This window comes from Neisseria sp. HMSC064D07, assembly GCF_001837185.1.
Lineage (GTDB): Bacteria > Pseudomonadota > Gammaproteobacteria > Burkholderiales > Neisseriaceae > Neisseria > Neisseria flavescens_C.
Genome location: NZ_KV831707.1, coordinates 177438 through 195889, shown reverse-complemented (window position 1 = coordinate 195889; position 18452 = coordinate 177438). Strand labels below are relative to the sequence as shown.

The 18452-nt window shown below is 46.7% G+C and carries 21 protein-coding genes, 1 tRNA gene and 1 pseudogene; 11 read left to right on the top strand and 12 right to left on the bottom strand.

All coding sequences use genetic code 11. From position 1 onward, the window contains the following. The coding region (locus tag HMPREF2608_RS11710; RefSeq protein ID WP_084824628.1) for a phage antirepressor N-terminal domain-containing protein at positions 1 to 901 on the top strand (901 nt) is incomplete at its 5' end. 50 nt (positions 902 to 951) lie between these two features. Here the strand turns inward: HMPREF2608_RS11710 and HMPREF2608_RS10435 are convergent. The 4 genes from HMPREF2608_RS10435 to HMPREF2608_RS10420 all read right to left on the bottom strand — a co-directional run bounded on the left by HMPREF2608_RS10435 (position 952) and on the right by HMPREF2608_RS10420 (position 4996). Continuing rightward, on the bottom strand, positions 952 to 2415 hold the full coding sequence (locus HMPREF2608_RS10435; RefSeq protein ID WP_084824627.1) for a tyrosine-type recombinase/integrase: 1464 nt from the start codon (positions 2413 to 2415) through the stop codon (positions 952 to 954). Positions 2416 to 2446: 31 nt separating this feature from the next. Beyond that, positions 2447 to 3226: a ferredoxin--NADP reductase gene (locus HMPREF2608_RS10430; protein WP_070826970.1), complete on the bottom strand. Its 780-nt coding sequence runs from the start codon at positions 3224 to 3226 to the stop codon at positions 2447 to 2449. Positions 3227 to 3324: 98 nt separating this feature from the next. Next, complete coding sequence (locus HMPREF2608_RS10425; RefSeq protein ID WP_070826969.1) at positions 3325 to 3768, bottom strand: META domain-containing protein; 444 nt, start codon at positions 3766 to 3768, stop codon at positions 3325 to 3327. Between the two features lie 70 nt (positions 3769 to 3838). Further along, on the bottom strand, positions 3839 to 4996 hold the full coding sequence (locus HMPREF2608_RS10420; RefSeq protein WP_070826968.1) for a trans-sulfuration enzyme family protein: 1158 nt from the start codon (positions 4994 to 4996) through the stop codon (positions 3839 to 3841). A 178-nt stretch (positions 4997 to 5174) separates the two neighbouring features. On the opposite strand from HMPREF2608_RS10420, the gene folE2 reads away from it, so the two are divergent. Both folE2 and dsbD read left to right on the top strand, forming a co-directional pair. After that, complete coding sequence (gene folE2 / locus HMPREF2608_RS10415) at positions 5175 to 5948, top strand: GTP cyclohydrolase FolE2 (RefSeq protein WP_070826967.1); 774 nt, start codon at positions 5175 to 5177, stop codon at positions 5946 to 5948. Positions 5949 to 6165: 217 nt separating this feature from the next. Further along, a complete protein-coding gene (gene dsbD / locus HMPREF2608_RS10410; protein WP_070826966.1) occupies positions 6166 to 7971 on the top strand; it encodes a protein-disulfide reductase DsbD in 1806 nt (601 codons plus the stop codon). Positions 7972 to 8032: 61 nt separating this feature from the next. On the opposite strand, the gene HMPREF2608_RS10405 is transcribed toward dsbD, so the two are convergent. Next, the gene (locus tag HMPREF2608_RS10405) at positions 8033 to 9205 is read right to left on the bottom strand and encodes an alpha-hydroxy acid oxidase (protein ID WP_070608875.1); all 1173 of its coding nucleotides are present in this window, start codon (positions 9203 to 9205) and stop codon (positions 8033 to 8035) included. Positions 9206 to 9562: 357 nt separating this feature from the next. Here HMPREF2608_RS10405 and iscR point away from each other — a divergent pair, with 357 nt between their 5' ends. The 7 genes from iscR (at position 9563) to iscA (ending at position 13356) form a co-directional block, all read left to right on the top strand. Beyond that, complete coding sequence (gene iscR / locus HMPREF2608_RS10400; protein WP_003746476.1) at positions 9563 to 10009, top strand: Fe-S cluster assembly transcriptional regulator IscR; 447 nt, start codon at positions 9563 to 9565, stop codon at positions 10007 to 10009. A 51-nt stretch (positions 10010 to 10060) separates the two neighbouring features. Further along, complete coding sequence (locus HMPREF2608_RS10395; protein ID WP_004519895.1) at positions 10061 to 11275, top strand: IscS subfamily cysteine desulfurase; 1215 nt, start codon at positions 10061 to 10063, stop codon at positions 11273 to 11275. Between the two features lie 160 nt (positions 11276 to 11435). Then, positions 11436 to 11843, top strand: a complete 408-nt coding sequence (locus tag HMPREF2608_RS10390) for a hypothetical protein (protein WP_070826965.1) — start codon at positions 11436 to 11438, stop codon at positions 11841 to 11843. A gap of 185 nt (positions 11844 to 12028) precedes the next feature. Beyond that, positions 12029 to 12157, top strand: coding sequence for a hypothetical protein (locus tag HMPREF2608_RS11705; protein ID WP_004519897.1), 129 nt, complete (start codon positions 12029 to 12031; stop codon positions 12155 to 12157). Positions 12158 to 12225: 68 nt separating this feature from the next. Continuing rightward, positions 12226 to 12612, top strand: coding sequence for a Fe-S cluster assembly scaffold IscU (gene iscU, locus HMPREF2608_RS10385; RefSeq protein WP_003674559.1), 387 nt, complete (start codon positions 12226 to 12228; stop codon positions 12610 to 12612). 108 nt (positions 12613 to 12720) lie between these two features. Then, a complete protein-coding gene (locus tag HMPREF2608_RS10380) occupies positions 12721 to 12966 on the top strand; it encodes a recombinase RecA (RefSeq protein WP_070826964.1) in 246 nt (81 codons plus the stop codon). A 69-nt stretch (positions 12967 to 13035) separates the two neighbouring features. After that, on the top strand, positions 13036 to 13356 hold the full coding sequence (gene iscA / locus HMPREF2608_RS10375; RefSeq protein ID WP_049330777.1) for an iron-sulfur cluster assembly protein IscA: 321 nt from the start codon (positions 13036 to 13038) through the stop codon (positions 13354 to 13356). Here the strand turns inward: iscA and HMPREF2608_RS10370 are convergent. Then, positions 13316 to 13538: pseudogene (locus HMPREF2608_RS10370) on the bottom strand (alternative ribosome-rescue factor A). The gene iscA and the pseudogene HMPREF2608_RS10370 overlap by 41 nt on opposite strands. A gap of 79 nt (positions 13539 to 13617) precedes the next feature. On the opposite strand from HMPREF2608_RS10370, the gene hscB reads away from it, so the two are divergent. Then, entirely contained in the window at positions 13618 to 14118 is a 501-nt protein-coding gene (gene hscB, locus HMPREF2608_RS10365) for a Fe-S protein assembly co-chaperone HscB (protein WP_070826963.1), read from the top strand. Between the two features lie 108 nt (positions 14119 to 14226). Here hscB and HMPREF2608_RS10360 read toward each other — a convergent pair whose 3' ends face one another. From HMPREF2608_RS10360 to HMPREF2608_RS10335, 6 genes are all read right to left on the bottom strand, one after another. Then, positions 14227 to 14799 (bottom strand): 50S ribosomal protein L25/general stress protein Ctc, encoded by a 573-nt coding sequence (locus tag HMPREF2608_RS10360; RefSeq protein WP_070826962.1) that lies wholly within the window; start codon positions 14797 to 14799, stop codon positions 14227 to 14229. Positions 14800 to 14864: 65 nt separating this feature from the next. Next, positions 14865 to 15848, bottom strand: coding sequence for a ribose-phosphate pyrophosphokinase (locus HMPREF2608_RS10355; RefSeq protein WP_141761492.1), 984 nt, complete (start codon positions 15846 to 15848; stop codon positions 14865 to 14867). A 177-nt stretch (positions 15849 to 16025) separates the two neighbouring features. Then, positions 16026 to 16101 (bottom strand) — tRNA-Gln (locus HMPREF2608_RS10350). Between the two features lie 5 nt (positions 16102 to 16106). Then, complete coding sequence (gene ispE / locus HMPREF2608_RS10345; RefSeq protein ID WP_070827044.1) at positions 16107 to 16955, bottom strand: 4-(cytidine 5'-diphospho)-2-C-methyl-D-erythritol kinase; 849 nt, start codon at positions 16953 to 16955, stop codon at positions 16107 to 16109. 8 nt (positions 16956 to 16963) lie between these two features. Next, positions 16964 to 17548 (bottom strand): lipoprotein insertase outer membrane protein LolB, encoded by a 585-nt coding sequence (lolB, locus tag HMPREF2608_RS10340; RefSeq protein WP_070826960.1) that lies wholly within the window; start codon positions 17546 to 17548, stop codon positions 16964 to 16966. 56 nt (positions 17549 to 17604) lie between these two features. Then, a partial coding sequence (locus HMPREF2608_RS10335) for a tetratricopeptide repeat protein (RefSeq protein ID WP_141761496.1) occupies positions 17605 to 18452 on the bottom strand: 848 nt, incomplete at its 5' end.

Sequence of the window (18452 nt, the reverse complement as noted above, 5' to 3'; positions counted from 1 at the left end):
GAACCAAGTTCAAAACATCTCTTTCCACGGCCAAACCGTGCCTGTTTTTTCCCAAAATAACCAACACTACGTCGCCATGAAGCCGATCTGCGAAAACATCGGTTTGGACTGGGTATCACAACATAAAAAAATTCAGCGCAACTCTATTCTAAAATCACGAATGGTCATGATGACCATTCGTGGCGAAGATGGCCGACCCCGCGAAACTACCTGCCTACCCATCGAATACCTAAACGGCTGGCTGTTCGGGGTAGACGCAAAGCGCGTCAAATCAGAAATCCGCGAACGGCTATTACAATATCAAGATGAATGCTTCAAGGTTTTAAACGCCCATTTCAACAAACCCATCAACCCGCCGCGCATAGCCTTGCCATCAGTGACCGACCAAATGCCAAATCGCAAAGAATTGGAACAAGTCGTCATGATGTTGGGCGACCGCCTGAAAGAAATCCACAACTGGGGCAGCAGCAATTTGGACAGCTACATCGAACGTCAGGCAGGGAAACCCTTAAACCGCTGTACTTATCAAGAAATCGTCGCCCTTATCCGCCGCATGCACCGCGATACGCAGGACCCATCAGGCCGCCCGATTGTGAAAGGATCGGCAACCACAAATAGAATCAACAGCGAAACCCTGCCCGATGCCGTAAACACACTGGAAACGTCCAATAGCCTGATCCTGTCTGCCGTGGCCGCAACAATGAAAGGCGGCACAAAATGGCGTAGCAAAGCCAATCAGGCACTATACGAAGCAGCCAATCTACATGAAGTGCTGCTAAACATCCTGGAAGGAAAACGCTACCGAAACGAATGCCCAGACATCACGGAAACACAAATCGTTACCGCATTGATGGAGGCAGGGAGGCAGCACAACTTTATCAGCTTCCTGATTACTGAATAAATAATACGGCACAGGCCGTCTGAACATTTCAGACGGCCTGTTTCACAATCTCAATCCTGATAAAACATCTTCCAATTACCGAAGAAATCCGTTATCCCTTCCCCATGTAGCCGCGCCACCGCCTGATCATAATACCGGCGCAAATAATCACTATACCATTGCGCCAGTTCACGCCGCTCATTAAATCTGAATTCCTGAGCGGTCAGATAATGCGGCAAAGAAGAAAACCCCGCCCGCTTTAACGCCGATTTGCTCACATGCCCAAGCGCCAAATCCATCGTCAGAATATCCTTGCCATTCACCAGGCAGATATTCGTCATCAAGTGCCTAAAGCCGTGCATGGTAGCATTCGCTTTACCGGCATGCCGGCCATCATAACCACACCGCTTAATCGCCTGATGCCCAAGCTTTACGCCGACAGTACCCGATACACTATCATTCCTCATGGCCGGAAAAACAAATTCATGCCGACCCGTTACCTCACGCAGCTCAGACAGCAATGCCACCGACCAATCAGACAGCGGAATCAAAAAATCATTCCGCATCTTCATATCTTCGCCAGGCATAAGCCAGACTTTACGATCCAAATCCACATTTTCCCATCGGCTGGCCACTATCGACCCACTCCGTGGCGCAATCAGCGCGGTAAGCAATACCAGATACTTGGCCAAAGCCGTAATTCTTTCATCTTTCAAGAGCGAATAAAAAAACAATGCCAACTCGCTCTCAGCCAAATGCGCTTCAGGCTTGGATTGATAAGGCGCAAGCAAACCCTTGGCCGTTTCGACAGGATTACGCCTATCACTGATAACTATGCCCTTACGAACAGCATAATCCCATACCGCTTCAGCAATCTGCATTACACGCGTTGCCCGCGCTGGTATATTCTTGGCATTCAGCCATTCCACAAACTCAGACATATCCAGCGCCGTAATGGCATTAATATCCGTATTCTTTCGGAAAAATTCATTGATATGCGCAAGGCTAGCCCTGTCGCCATCCAACGTATTTTTAGCCAGCTTGCCTACTCGAGATTCATACCATGCCGCGCCCAAATCGACCATACTTTGCCCACCGGCCGCCACCCGTGCCGCCTGTTTTGCAGACCGCTTCAGCGCCCCCGGGTCTATCCCATCATAAAGCTGCCGCTTTGCCTCAAAAGCCGCATCACGCGCCGCCTTAAGCGTCACGACCGGATAAACACCGATAGACAACACCTTTTCACGGCCACCGTACCGATATTTCAGCCGCCAGTATTTCCCACCGGCAGGATGCACAAACAAAAACAGTCCGCCGCCATCGTAAAGCTTATAAGCCTTATCCCCCGGCTTGGCCGTGTCAATTTTCCGCTGCGTTAAACGGTTGGATTCCGCCATTTTCCTAACCTTCACAAAATATACCCCAGAAAATCCCCCCTGATTAATGTTGCTTTGAGTGATTTTCTGTATATCGCCGTATATTACAGGCAAAATAAAAACCCGCTTAATATACTGTTTATAAGCAGGTTTGTACACTTATATATACGGCTGTATATTGTGACCGAATTTAAAAACCATTTTCCATCATAATTTCGCCGGGGATACGGTTGCGGTGCATGGCGTAGCCCAAATCCATTAGCGCTTGGAAAGTGTCTTTGACCATTGCCGGATTGCCGCAAACCATAAAGCGCGTATCGGCCTTGGTGAACTTGAAGCCGACTTTTTCTTCCAAGCCGCCATTCTTCAGCAATTCGGGAATCCGTTTGCCGCTCAATGCGCCTTCCGTTTCCTCACGCGTGGTAACCGGAACAAAAGTGAATTTATGGAAATATTCTTCAATCAGCGGATGCTCTTTCAAATCGGCAAGGCGCTGGTTGAAAATCAACTCGTCGGCGTAAGAGACGGAATGCGCCAAAACCAAACGGTCGAAACGCTGCCAGATTTCAGGCTGCTCGATAATGGAGAGGAAAGGCGCAATGCCGGAACCCGTGCAGAGCATAACCAAATCTTTGCCGTCGGGGAAACGCTCGGGCAAGAGAAAACCGGTAGCCGTTTTATCCAGCAAAATAGTATCATCCTCTTTCATCGCGGCAAAACGCGCCGACATCGGGCCGCCTTCGATTAATACCGCGAAATACTCAAGCGTATCGGCGTATTCGGCAGACACGACTGAATACGCGCGCCAAATAAAGCCCTCGCCGTCACGGAAACCAAGGCGCGAAAACTGTCCTGCCGAAAAACGGTAGGACTCTGGACGGCTGATGGCAAAAGTCATCAGCTTGGGCGTATGGTGTTTGATCCACAAGACTTTTTCTTCGGTAAACTTGGCTTCTGGAGAAGCTGCCATAATAGGTTTCCTTGATATTTGGTATCAGTTTCAAATAGGGCTTATTATAAAGATTCAAAAGGCCGTCTGAAATATTTATTTTCAGACGGCCTTTAAGATTATTCACGACGCAAACGGATACTGATGCCTTTTTGTTCCAAAATCAAATCGTTACCATCAAAACGATAGTTCCACACGCTTTGTTTGCGCAAAAACGCATCTTCCAGCTTCATGTCTTCACACAGCATCATGCTTACCGCAATATGGCCAAAATCAATTTTGCCCGCTCCGATTACATTCGCTTGAAACATCATACCGTTACACCCCATCTTGCCATACGCCTTAGGCATCTCGCTCAAATCCAGATAGGCATCAGTACCGGCCAAATCTTTTTCAGTAAATTTATTGAAAGCAACAACACGCCATTTGGCGGCTAAAGTAGGTTGCGCCGTTTGTTGAGTTTGTACCTGCACTTTAGAGGCTTGTTCAGGCTGAGATGCTGAAGGAGATGTACAAGCTGCCAAAACTACCATACTCATCAATGCACCGAATAATGTTTTCATATTCATTCCTTAATTATTGCAAAAGACCGTCTGAAAAACTATCCACCTTCAGACGACCTTTAAGCCTTATTTACAAAGTCGTATCCAATGCTTTAGAAATATCGCTCCAAATATCGTCCACATCTTCGATACCGACAGAGAAACGCAGCAGGCCGACTTTGATGCCCATTTCCATTTTCACATCATGCGGTACGCCGCTGTGGGATTGGGAATAGCAATGGTTGACCAAACTTTCCACGCCGCCTAGGCTGGAAGCCATTTTGACCAGTTTCATGTTTTTAATCACGCTATTGGCCGCTTCACGCGTGTCGTTTTTGAGGTAAACCGTCACCACGCCGCCGATGCCTTTGGGCATTTGTGCTTTGGCGAGTTCGTAATGTTCGTGAGACGGCATGCCGGGATAGAACACTTTTTCAATGGCAGGATGAGCTTCCAAACGGCGCGCGATTTCGAGTGCGTTTTGGCAATGGGCGTTCATGCGCAAGGCCAACGTTTTAATACCGCGCAACACCAGCCAGCAGTCCATCGGGCCTGCAATCGCGCCGGTATGCACCATCATGTCGTGCAAAGGCTGCGCCAGCTCTTTGGTTTTGGCAACGACTATGCCCATCAGTACGTCCGAATGGCCGCACAAATATTTGGTAGCGGAATGGAACACAAAATCGCAACCCATATCCAACGGCTGTTGCAGATACGGCGTGGCAAAGGTGTTGTCGATACCGACCAGCGCACCAGCTGCCTTGGCTTTCGCGGCGAGCGCTTTGATGTCTACCAAGCGCAAAAGCGGATTGGACGGCGTTTCCAGCCAAACCAGTTTGACATTGTGTGCGTTAAGCAGCTCGTCCAAATTATCCGGATTGCCCAAATCGGCAAAAACAACGTTCACACCCCATTTTTGATAAACATCGACCAATAAATCATAAGCGCCGCCGTAAATATCGGCGACAGCGACAATGGTATCGCCCGGGCGCAGGAAAGTACGCCACACGGCATCAATCCCCGCCATGCCGCTGGAAAACGCAAAACCGGCCGCACCGTGCTCCAAATCGGCAACGGTATCTTCCAATACCTGACGGGTCGGGTTGCTCAGGCGCGAGTAGCGGTAAGGCACATTTTCGCCAATCTCGTGCAACGCAAACATACTGTTTTGATAAATCGGCGGCATCAGCGCACGGTTGTGTTCGTCGCAATCGTAGCTGGAATGAATGGCTTTCGTGGCGAATTTCATTTGGTCTCTGCCTATATAGATGTGAATAATCGAAGATTTTATCACTATCTGAAAAATAGAAACAATCAATGCAGGCGGATAAAGCAAGTGATATAATCTCGCATTTGCAAATCGGCCGACACGAGCCGATTCCCTCCACACGCATCTCAACAATCCTATCATGAAGGACATACCACGCATGAACGCCATTGCAGACGTGCAATCCAGCCGCGATTTACGCAACCTGCCGATTAATCAGGTCGGCATCAAAGACCTGCGCTTTCCAATCTCCCTCAAAAGCAAAGAAGGCGAACAATCCACCGTCGCCCGCCTGACCATGACGGTTTTCCTGCCTGCCGACCAAAAAGGCACGCATATGTCGCGCTTTGTCGCCCTGATGGAAAAACAAACCGATGCTTTGGATTTCGATACGCTGCACAAGCTGACCGCCGATATGGTTGCCCTGTTGGATTCCCATTCCGGCAAAATCAGCGTTACCTTCCCGTTTTTCCGCAAAAAAAGTGCGCCTGTCTCCGGCATCCAATCGCTGCTTGACTATGATGTTACCCTGACCGGCGAAATCAAAAACGGTACATACAGCCACTGCCTGAAAGTAATGGTTCCGGTTACTTCATTGTGTCCGTGTTCCAAAGAAATTTCCGAATACGGCGCGCACAACCAACGTTCGCATGTGACGGTCAGTCTGATTGCAAACGCGGATGTAGGTATTGAAGAAATCATCGATTACGTTGAAGCACAGGCAAGCTGCCAGCTCTACGGCTTGCTCAAACGCCCTGACGAAAAGTATGTAACGGAAAAGGCGTACGAAAATCCGAAGTTTGTCGAAGACATGGTTCGCGATGTGGCCACGGTGTTAATAGCCGACAAACGCATCGAATCATTCGTCGTCGAAAGCGAAAACTTCGAATCGATACACAACCATTCCGCTTACGCTTATATCGCTTATCCTTAAAGCCAAGCCGAATAGCCACAAAGGCCGTCTGAACATTTCAGACGGCCTTTGGCATAAATTGAACGATAACATGAGACTATCGCTCATGTACGGTTAACTGCAATCCGATATAATTCAAAAGAATTAGACAACTTGCGTAATCTTTAACTTAAATTAAGCCGATTGTTTTTCCCATCATTTATAATGACGGTTTCTCAACGGCATCTCCGTAGATACTATGAAAAAATTCCTTTATTTCCTCATTGCATTTTTAGGCTTGAGCAGCTTCGCATTCGCAGTAGATGCCAATGATTTGCTGCCCCCTGAGCAAGCCTTTGTACCTCAAGTCAATGTAACCGACCAAGGCATCAGCGTGCAGTTCAAAATCGCTGACGGCTACTATATGTACCAGTCCAAAATCGTTGCAGCGACCAATCCTGACAAAATCCTAGGCGAACCCAAATTCAGCAAAGGCGAAGAAAAAGAAGACGAATTCTTCGGCAAACAAACGGTTTACCACCATACCGCACAGGTTGACCTGCCTTACAAACAAGCCGCGCCGCAATACAAACTGACACTGACTTATCAAGGCTGCGCCGAAGTGGGTGTGTGTTATCCGCCTGTGGACACTGAGTTTGACGTAAAAGGCAACGGGGTTTACCAGCCCCAAAGCGATGAGCCGGTTTCTGCTAAAGACCGCTTTTTGCAACCGTCCGCCTCTTCAGACGGCCAAATGCCCATGCAACCCAGTACAAACAATCCCGACAGCAGCCGCTTCAAGCTCTCTTGGGATACTTTAAACGCCAACCTGTTGGCGTTTTTTGTCGCAGGTTTGGGCTTAAGCTTTACCGCCTGTATGTATCCGCTCTTACCGATTGTTTCCAGCATTGTCGTAGGCGATAAAAAAGTCGGCAAAGGCCGCGCATTCACCTTGTCGATGGTGTATGTACAAGGTTTGGCACTGACCTATACCTTGGTCGGCGTGATTGCCGGTTTGACCGGCGCGCTGTTGACCGTATGGCTGCAACAGCCTTGGGTTGTGCTTGCCGCAGCCGCGTTGATGGTGATACTGGCGCTGTCCATGTTCGGCCTCTTCAATATCCAGCTGCCAAACTCTGTCCAATCCTATTTCCAAAACCAAAGCAACAAACTCTCCGGCGGCAAAATCATTTCCGTCTTCATCATGGGTATTTTGTCCGCGCTGATTGTCGGCCCTTGCGTTGCACCTCCGCTGGCATTTGCTTTGGGCTATATCGGCCAGACCGGCGATGCCGTCTTGGGCGGTCTTGCGCTTTATGTCTTGGCACTCGGCACCGGCGTACCGCTCATCATCATCGGTACATTCGGCGGCCATATCCTGCCTAAAGCAGGCGACTGGATGAACGGCATCAAATACGCATTCGGCTTCATCTTGCTGGCCGTTGCCGTATACCTTGCCACACCGCATCTGCCTTATTTCGCAGTAGTCGGCCTCTACACCTTACTGATGATTGTTCCCGCCCTTATGCTTTTGGCGAAATCCGGCAAACAAAAAGGCCGTCTGAAAACAGTTGCCGCCGTATTGGGCTTTTTACTGCTGATTGGCGGCTCATGGTTTGGCTGGCAAAGCTTCAATAAACAAACTACCGCCCTGCACCACTTCTTAACGCTGGTTCCGCCATCCGAAGCAGGACAAGAAACCGACCACGGCAAAATGTTTACCGATGTCGGCGAACTCAAAGCCGCTATGGATGCCGCCTTGAAAGCCGATCCAAGCAAACCTGTGCTGATTGATTTCTACGCCGACTGGTGCGTATCCTGCAAAGAAATGGCCGCCTACACACTCAACCAACCGCAAGTACACGAAGCGGTCGATATGCAGCGCTTCTTCCAAATCGACGTGACCGCCAACACTCCCGACCATCAGGCATTACTGAAAGAATACGGCCTCTTCGGCCCTCCGGGCGTGTTTGTTGTCCGCGCCGACGGTAGTCATAGCGAAGCCTTATTAGGCTTCGTCAAACCCGATGCCTTCATCGAATGGTATCGCAAAAACGAGAAATAGCCGTCTATAAAAAGGCCGTCTGAAAACAGATTTTCAGACGGCCTTTTCTTATGTTTAAAAATTAAAATTCATCTTGAGCCCAACGCGTAGAACGCAAAATGCTGGAATCCACATCTTGAATATTGCGATGACCGGTAAACGCCATGGAAATATCCATTTCTTTATACAGGATTTCCAGCGCACGGGTTACGCCTTCTTCACCATACGCACCCAAACCATACAGGAACGCCCGGCCTATCATCGTACCTTTCGCACCCAAAGCCCAAGCCTTCAAAATATCCTGACCGCTGCGGATACCACTGTCCATCCAAACCTCGATGTCGCTGCCCACCGCGCTGACCACATCCGGCAAAGCCTTAATGGCAGACACAGTATCGTCAAGCTGACGGCCGCCATGATTGGAAACGACCAATGCATCCGCGCCGCTTTTCGCTGCCTTTTCTGCATCTTCAGGTTCCATAATGCCTTTGATGATCAGCTTGCCACCCCACAAATCTTTAATACGCGCCACATCATCCCAGCTCAGGCGCGGATCGAATTGTTCAGAAGTCCATGAAGACAGCGAAGACAAATCGCCCACGTTTTTCGCATGACCGACAATATTGCGGAAAGTGCGGCGTTCCGTGTTCAGCATTTTCATGCACCATTCCGGCTTAGTCGCCAAATTGATTAAATTGGCGATGGTCGGTTTCGGCGGCGCAGACAGGCCGTTTTTAATGTCTTTGTGGCGCTGACCCAAAACCTGCAAATCGGCAGTCAATACCAAAGCCGAACATTTGGCATCCTTCGCACGCTTAATCAGGTTCTCCATAAACTCGCGGTCGCGCATCACATAAAGCTGAAACCAAAACGGCGAGCTGGTGTTTTCAGCTACATCTTCAATCGAACAAATGGACATGGTCGACAGCGTAAACGGAATACCAAATTTTTCCGCCGCCCGTGCCGCCAAGATTTCGCCGTCGGCATGCGCCATGCCCGTGAAACCGGTCGGCGCAATCGCTACCGGCATTTTCACATCCTGCCCAATCATTTTGGTTTCGAGACTTCGTCCCTCCATATTAACCAATACCTTTTGGCGGAAACGGATGTCTTTAAAATCCGAAGTATTTTCACGATAAGTGGTTTCCGTCCAAGAGCCTGAGTCAATATAGTCATAAAACATACGCGGCATTTTACGTTTGGCAACAAGGCGCAAGTCTTCGATACAGGTTATTTTGCTTAAATCACATTTCATTGTCGATTGCCTCTGTTAAGGTAAAGATGGATGGTCAAGGCCGTCTGAACATTTCAAACACCTCATTATTTTACTCCATCAAAACAACTAAATTTTAAGAATAATTTTGATAATCTATATCACTATCAATATTAAATCAAAACATTTTAACCCTGATATTTGTAGGGTTGATAGCCTTTTTCAGACGGCCTTAAGTCCAAATTACAGAAAAATAAAAAAAATATTTTCCGATTTAAAAATCAGCCCATGCCACCATTTAAACAATCAATCAAACCGAGCCGCCATATACTTGACTGAAACACTCAGATATTAGACAATTCCCCCACTAATAAAAACGCCCACACAGGCAACCACACCATGAGACTGACTACCAAAGGGCGATTTGCAGTAACCGCCATGATAGATTTGGCGATGAACGCGCAAACCGGTGCTGTCAAACTCAGTGCCATCAGCGAACGACAAAGCATATCGCTCTCCTACCTCGAACAATTATTCAGCAAGCTGCGCCGTGCCGGATTGGTTGAAAGCCTACGCGGCCCAGGCGGAGGCTATATCCTTGCTGCTCCCGCAGAGCAAATCAATATTGCACAAATTATCTCCGCAGCCGAAGACCGACTGGATGCCACGCAGTGCGGCAGCAAAGCAAACTGCCACCACGGCGCCCCCTGCCTGACCCACGACCTTTGGGAAAACTTAAACAAAACCATCAATGATTACCTCAGCGGCGTTACGCTGCAAAGCATCATTGAACAAAAAAACTGCAGCGACAGCAGTCATGTCGTTACCTTTACACACATTCATTAAACCGACCTACGGCAAAGACCGCAGGCAGATGACCAAACGAAAGAGCAAACCATGACCGTCAAAACCCCCGTATACCTCGACTACGCCGCCACCACTCCCGTTGACCGCCGCGTTGCCGAAAAAATGATTCCCTACCTGTCCGATATTTTCGGCAACCCAGCTTCCAACAGCCACAGCTTCGGTTGGGAAGCAGAAGAAGCGGTAGAAAAAGCACGCGCAGACATTGCAGCCCTGATTAACGCTGACTCCAAAGAAATCGTTTTTACCAGCGGTGCGACCGAATCCAACAACCTCGCCATTAAAGGCGCGGCGCACTTCTACAAATCCAAAGGCAACCACCTCATCACCGTAAAAACCGAGCACAAAGCTGTGCTCGACACCATGCGCGAACTCGAACGCCAAGGTTACGAAGTGACTTACTTGGATGTACAAGAAAACGGTTTGGTTGATTTAGACGTACTGAAAGCCGCCATCCGCGAAGACACCATCCTCGTTTCCGTAATGTGGGTAAACAACGAAATCGGCGTAGTTCAAGATATTCCTGCCATCGGTGAAATCTGCCGCGAACGCAAAATCATTTTCCACGTTGATGCAGCACAAGCATGCGGTAAAGTGCCTGTTGACGTTGAAGCTGCCAAAGTTGATTTGTTGTCTATGTCCGGCCACAAAGTATACGGCCCTAAAGGCATCGGAGCCCTATATGTACGCCGTAAACCACGCGTCCGCCTCGAAGCCCAAATGCACGGCGGCGGCCACGAACGCGGTTTCCGTTCCGGCACATTGCCGACCCACCAAATCGTTGGTATGGGCGAAGCCTTCCGCATTGCCAAAGAAGAATTGGCACAAGACACTGCACACTACCTGAAACTGCGCGATATCTTCCTCAAAGGTATCGAAGGCATCGAAGAAGTCTACATCAACGGCGACCTCGAACACCGCGCTCCGAACAACCTGAACGTCAGCTTCAACTTCGTCGAAGGCGAAAGCCTGATTATGGCGGTTAAAGAACTCGCCGTATCCAGCGGCTCCGCCTGTACTTCTGCCAGTCTTGAACCAAGCTACGTTTTACGCGCGCTCGGCCGCAACGACGAATTGGCGCACTCTTCCCTGCGCATCACCTTCGGCCGTATGACCACTGAAGAAGAAGTCCAATTCGCAGCAGAACTGATCAAATCCAAAATCGGCAAACTGCGAGAACTGTCTCCGCTGTGGGAAATGTTTAAAGAAGGTATTGATTTGAACTCGATTGAATGGGCGGCGCATTAATCAAGAGAAAAGGTCGTATGAAAATAGCAAGAGACCTTTTCAGACGACCTAAAAGCCAAATCAAGTAAACTTAGATTGGGTTGATAATTTAGACTACTTAATCTTTGATTGTTTTATGTATTTTTGATGTTAATTTAACTAACCTTAGGAGACTATTAAAATGAAAACTTTGAAAAAGCATTTTGAATACAATAATGGAATATACTCAATTGTTGCGTTGGAAAATTATTGTATTGAAGAGGGAGAACAAGATGACGGACTGGTCAAAATTAAACCTAAGGAAAATGAAGAAGAGAAAGGAACGAATATTTGGCTTGTTATTTATCAAGCTGGGACATTATTAACAAATGATAATAAAACTTTAACTCAAAAAGAATTTGATGATTTCTTTAAGGATTTTGAAAATATTCAAGTTGATATAGAGAGAACTTTTCTAGTTCCATTTATAATTAAAAACGAGACTTTACCTAGAGGACGCACGATTACACCATTCTATAAAGATGGAGTGAAGAGAAGTGCGAAAATTGAGTTTAACAAAGATGATTTTGATAGTTTAAGAAAGTTATAATTTCTGCAAAAAGCAAGCGTAGGTTGAATTGTGAACCCACCGAAACCGTAAACTTGCTCAAAACGTTAGGTCTGATAACCTACCCAATTTATACATTAAAAAAACAAAAAAAGTCGTCTGAAAACCATAAAAGACCTTTTCAGACGACCTAAAAGCCACAACCTTCAAATTAAGGATACAGACCCATGGACGAACAAGAACTCGACCTCGACAATCTCGACAACCTGCTCGAAGATTTTGACGGCGTTACTGTAGAAGGCGGCGTTGATTCAGAGAATGATGACGGCTGCGAAGGCGGCGCGTGCAAAATCTAAACTTCAGGCCGTCTGAACATTCGTAAACAAACCATTTACACCACTAAAAACACAAAGGAAACCACATCATGGCATACAGCGATAAAGTAATCGACCACTACGAAAACCCCCGCAACGTCGGCACTTTCGACAAAAACGACGAATCTGTCGGTACCGGCATGGTCGGCGCACCGGCCTGCGGTGACGTAATGCGTCTGCAAATCAAAGTAAACGATGAGGGTATTATCGAAGATGCAAAATTCAAAACTTACGGTTGCGGTTCTGCCATCGCGTCTTCCAGCCTGATCACCGAGTGGGTCAAAGGCAAAAGCCTTGACGATGCACTGGCAATCAAAAACAGCGAAATTGCCGAAGAGTTGGAATTACCTCCAGTTAAAATCCACTGCTCCATCTTAGCTGAAGATGCAGTAAAAGCAGCCGTTGCCGACTATCGCAAACGTCAGGAAAACAAATAATCTTGTTTGCCAGATACTTAGTTTGCAGACATTAATGTCTAAATCGGCTTGATAGGCACCAACTGCCATAGTAAGTGCGCCAGTACCTGCAAAATCAAAGAAGACGATATGCCTTTTACCGATGAAGAAGTCCAATCCCTACTTGCTGTCAAAGGCATAGGTAAAACCATATTACAGCGTTTGCAGCAAATGGGTTTGGATGATGTTGCCACACTGGCGGCAGCGGATTTGGACGATGTTTTGGAACTAGGGGCAAAATTGACCGGCTCAACCTGTTGGAAAAACAGTCCGCAGGCTAAAGCTGCCATTGCCGCCGCAATAGAGTGGGCAAAACAACGTTTTCAGACGGCCTGAAAATCAAGAGGCCGTCTGAAATAAAAAAGCAGGCAAAACAGAAAATGATTGCGAAATGAGGAAAAAAGCATGATTACCATCACAGAAAACGCAGCCAAACACATCAACAACTACCTAACTAAACGCGGCAAAGGCTTGGGCGTGCGTTTGGGTGTGAAAACCAGCGGCTGCTCGGGCATGGCATACAACCTTGAATTTGTCGATGAAGTGAACGAGGATGACCTGATTTTTGAAGAACACGGCGCACGCGTTTATATTGACCCGAAAAGCTTGGTTTATTTGGACGGCACGCAAGTTGATTACACTAAAGAAGGCTTGCAGGAAGGTTTCAAATTTGAAAACCCAAACGTTAAAGACTCCTGCGGCTGTGGCGAGAGCTTCCACGTTTAAAATATCAAAAATGGCGAGAAAGTATCAAAACCATCCCGCCATTTTTTGGCTTCTTGCCTATTATAGCTACCCTTGCCTTTTCTTTTTCGTTCTACTTTGTGTCGGAACAAATCAGATTTGACTAAGGCTTTTAAGGCATTGTCTCGTATTTTGCCTTTATTGTGTTGCACCTTACCGGTCATATTGTTTTCCTTTCGTATAAACAGTTTCTGGATTATATCGTAAAATAATCCTCTTCTTTAGATTTTTTCCTTTAATATCATGTCTCAATACTTCAACCTCTTTCAGCTTGAGCCATCTTTCAATATTGATACCGAAGCACTCGAACAGATCTATCGAGCTTTAGCTGCCCGTTTTCATCCCGATAAATTTGCTTCTGCTTCAGCTTTTGAGCAGAAACAAGCCGTTATGATGTCTTCTACAATTAATGACGCCTACCGCACATTAAAAAGCCCTATTGATCGAGCCGCTTATCTCTTGAAAAGCCAAAATATCGATGCTGATGCACCTGAACACACTTCGTTTTCACCAGAATTCCTCATGCAGCAGATGGAATGGCGGGAAACATTGATGGATGCACAAATGGAACAAAACCATGATGCCATCCGAGCGCTGGATCAAGAAATCCAAGAAGTACAAAGCAACCTATATCAAGATTTACAACAAGCATTTGAACAACAGGATTATGAATCAGCCGCACAATGGGTACGGCATGGACGCTTTCTTAATAAACTTCGCAATGAAATTGCTTCATTCTTATAAAGTGCATATGCTATTACATTTACCCAAGTTTTATAGCAAATGATTTTATATGCAAAACAAAAACCGTATCAGATTTATCTGATACGGTTTTCTTATATTAACTACCTATTAGCGTTTTTTACCGGTAACAGTAGCAACAGCCAGGTTTTCGTTACGTTTCAGAGAAACGCTTTCAACACCTTCTGGCAATTTGATGTCTGACAAGTGCAGAATATCTCCGGCAACTACTGATGCACAATCCAGCTCCAAGAAAGCAGGAATGTTTGCAGGCAAAGCAACTACTTCAACAGAAGTGTTCAACAGAGATACGCGGCCACCTTGCAATTTAACAGCTTGAGAGTTTTCAGCGTTAACAATGTGCAGAGGAACACGGATACGTACAACTTGGTCAGCTTTTACAGCTTGGAAGTCGATGTGTTGAACTTCGCGACGGAATGGGTGCATTTGGAAGTCACGCACGATAACGTCTTTAGTTTCACCGTTCAAAGACAGTTTAATCAAAGCAGTATGGAAAGATTCTTTTTCCAATGCGTAGAATACAGTTTTGTGGTCTACAACGATAGCAACAGGCTCTTGACCTTCACCGTACAGGATGCCAGGGATTTGGCCTTCGCGACGCAGGCGGCGGCTCGCACCAGTGCCTTGGGCTTCGCGAACAGAGGCTTGAATTTCGTAAGTCATGTTTAATACTCCAATTTAGATAAAATCGTCGTCATCGGCCGCGACCAGCTTAAGACGACATCGAGTTATGGCAGCAACATGCCGCCAGTCATCACATCTTCATTGAAAAGATATGAGACGGATTCTTCATTACTGATACGGCGTACCGTCTCAGCCAGCAAACCGGCAATGGTAACTTGACGGATACGTTCACATTTTTTAGCTGCTTCAGACAACGGAATGGTATCTGTCACAACTATTTGGTCAATTTCGGAAGAAGCAATTCGATTCACTGCTTCACCGGAGAATACTGCATGGCTGGCGTATGCCAATACACGATCTGCACCGCGCTCTTTCAGGGCAACGGCTGCTTTACACAAGGTGTTTGCCGTATCGATCATATCATCTACGATCAAGCAAGTACGGCCTTGAATATCGCCAATAATGTTCATCACTTCAGCCACGTTGGCTTTAGGACGACGTTTGTCGATAATGGCCAAATCAGCATTTAAAGATTTAGCAACAGCACGTGCACGTACAACACCACCAATGTCAGGGCTGACAACAGTCAGGTTCTCAATGCGCTGTTGTTTAATATCGTTCAACAAAATCGGGGTAGCGTAAATATTATCTACCGGAATATCGAAGAAACCTTGGATTTGGTCGGCATGCAAGTCAACAGTCAATACGCGGTCAATACCGGCTGAGTACAACATATTCGCTACCAATTTAGCAGAAATCGGTACACGAACAGAGCGAGGACGGCGATCCTGACGCGCATAACCAAAGTAAGGAATTGCGGCAGTAATACGACCGGCAGAAGCACGTTTGAGTGCATCGGCCATAGTCAAAATTTCCATCAGGTTGTCATTGGTTGGCGCGCAGGTAGGTTGCAAAATAAACACATCGCGACCACGCACATTTTCCAACAATTCAATGGCTACTTCACCATCAGAGAATTTGGAAACGGTGGCTTCACCGAGTGAAATATCCAAATGTTTGACAACACGTTGCGCCAATTCCGGATTTGCATTACCGGTAAACACCATTAAACTGTCATAAGCAGCCATATCTTCACCTGATTCTAAATTCGATTTACGCTCAGAAAACATTACGCTTCCCTTTGCCCCATGTCTAAGACACTAATTTATGCGATTATACTCGTAAAAACGGGTAAAAAAAAGTTTTTCAGCGTTATTTTGCTCTTAGCGTAAAAAAGCGTGTAAGAAAACTTACACGCTTTTATTTGGCTGGGGAGGAAGGATTCGAACCTTCGCATGCTGGAATCAAAATCCAGTGTCTTAACCGCTTGACGACTCCCCAACTTACTAAATCATATGAAATAGAGGATGAATATCTAATCCTTCCACACAATAAGCCTCATATGATTGAGAAACCTGTTGGTAAATTGTATTTGCTTCTTGATGAGATTCACTTGCTATAAACAAACAAGCCCCGGAACCGGTCATTAATGCACAACCATATTGGGATAACTCAGTATAAGCCTTCCAAACTTCAGGATATTCCTGAAACACAACCGCTTGCATATCATTTTGAAACGGCTGTAACGATTGGAAAGTCGGCATTATGCTGGGTTTGGAATCCCGTGTCAAGCATTCATGTGCAAAAATTTTAGCGGTTGCCACATGGACGGGGGGCTTAACGACAACATACCACTGTTTAGGGACATCTATTTCAGCCAGCTTCTCGCCCACGCCTTTGGCAAAAGCACTTCTGCCAAAAATAAAAAAAGGAACATCTGCACCAAGACTTACGCCTAAATCAATCAGTTGCTGCCTACTCAAACCACATTGCCACCATTGGTTTAAAACCATTAAAACCGTGGCTGCATCAGAGCTGCCGCCGCCTAAGCCTCCGCCGGTCGGAATCACTTTATCCAACCAGATTTCGACGCCGCGCGGTACGCTTGCATATGGCAGTAATAATTTAGCCGCCCGATAAGTCAAGTCTTGCTCAGGTTCAAGCCCTTCAACCGGTGTATGCAGAATAATCTGCCCATCAGTACGCATTTTCAGATGAACGGTATCATATAAGCCGATCAAACAGAAAATACTTTCCAAATTATGATAACCATCGCTTCTGCGGCCGGTAATCCTCAAATCCAAATTTAATTTAGCCGGCGCAGGAAAGGCTTGGATTTCCTCTGAAACTGACATGGCATCCTCTATTTGCGTGCTACGCATCGGGTTTGTCCATTCTTATCCAAAGAGTGATTTACTGTATCGAACACCAAGCGGATATTAAACTTGGCATTCTCAAGTTGAAGCATTTTGGGCTGTCCTGAACTATTTAAAGTACGCGATATTGTCCAGTCAAACTGCTCCAGACGGCCATCAGGCAGGATTTTGTATGGCGCATTGGCAACGCGTTTACCATCAGCCCAAATATGCAGATATTGAACCGGCAAAGCAAAGCCTAAAAGCTGTCTGCTCAATTCCTCAGCCGTTTCCGCCTGATAAACCTTACCCTTACTGTCTACTGCCAATACGCCTTCGCTATCTTGACACAGCTGGCCAACGGTATTGCCCAATGGTGTATTCACATCAATGGTTTGAACCGCGTTCTGATAAGTCCAGTCAAAATTGGCATAAGAGCCTTTTCCTTCCACTTTGACAGCCAATCGGCCATCCGCACTAAAATCCTGCACCTGCTCTGCTGCTTGCCAACTGTTTTGCTGAGGTAAGTTTGGCTGCGCACAAGCAGCTAAAAGCAATAAGGCTGCAACCGATGATAATTGTTTTAAATTCATGGATATTCCTTCATAGGCCGTCTGAAATCAAACGCTTTTCAGACGGCCTTTCGGTTTTATTTGTGTTTTTGAGTATGCGGTTTGCTGGGCGTTATACCGAATTTGGACATTGTCTCTTTTAATACCCGAAGATTGCTTCCGTGCTTCAAACCGTCATTCCAGATTTCTTTGGCCTTGTCTTGGTCTCCAAGCGTCCATAGGACTTCGCCCAAATGCGCGGCGACTTCGGCTTCAGGTTCTTTTTCATAGGCATATTGGATATACGGCAAAGCCATTTGGGCATCGCCTTTAAGATAATAAGCCCAACCTACACTGTCATTAATTGCTGCGCTTTCCGGATCCATTTGATAGGCCGTCTGAACCATTTTGAAAGCCTCGTCCAAATCCTTGCCGTTGGACAGCAAGGTATAGCCCAAAGCATTCCAACCGTGCGGATTGTCCGGATACAGCTCTACCACTCGACGCAAATCGGCAATCGCCTTGCCTGGCTGGTTCAGCTTTTCATAAACCATCGAACGCTGATACAGCACATTGGCAAGTAGCTCGGGAGAAGCTTGGGTTTTCAAGGATTTTTCTGTGGAATTTACCAAGCTGTTCAAAGCGTTCAACGATTCTTGAAGATTGGTGTTTTTAGACAATACGAACAAAGCCGTATTCAGCAAATCCTTAGCTTCAAAATAATGTCCTCTTTGCTCGGGCATTTTTTGTGCGCGTTGTACCAATGCCCAAGCCTCTTTATGGTTACCCTGTTTGGCTTCGATAGAAGCGGCCAAAATGGTTTTATCAAACGTATAAGCCGTAGCCGTTACCTTATCCAGCCATTGTTTGGCTTTGGTTAATTCTTCAACATCATTATAAGAAACCGCGCCAATCAACGCCGCACGGCTGCGCTGCTCTTCCGTAC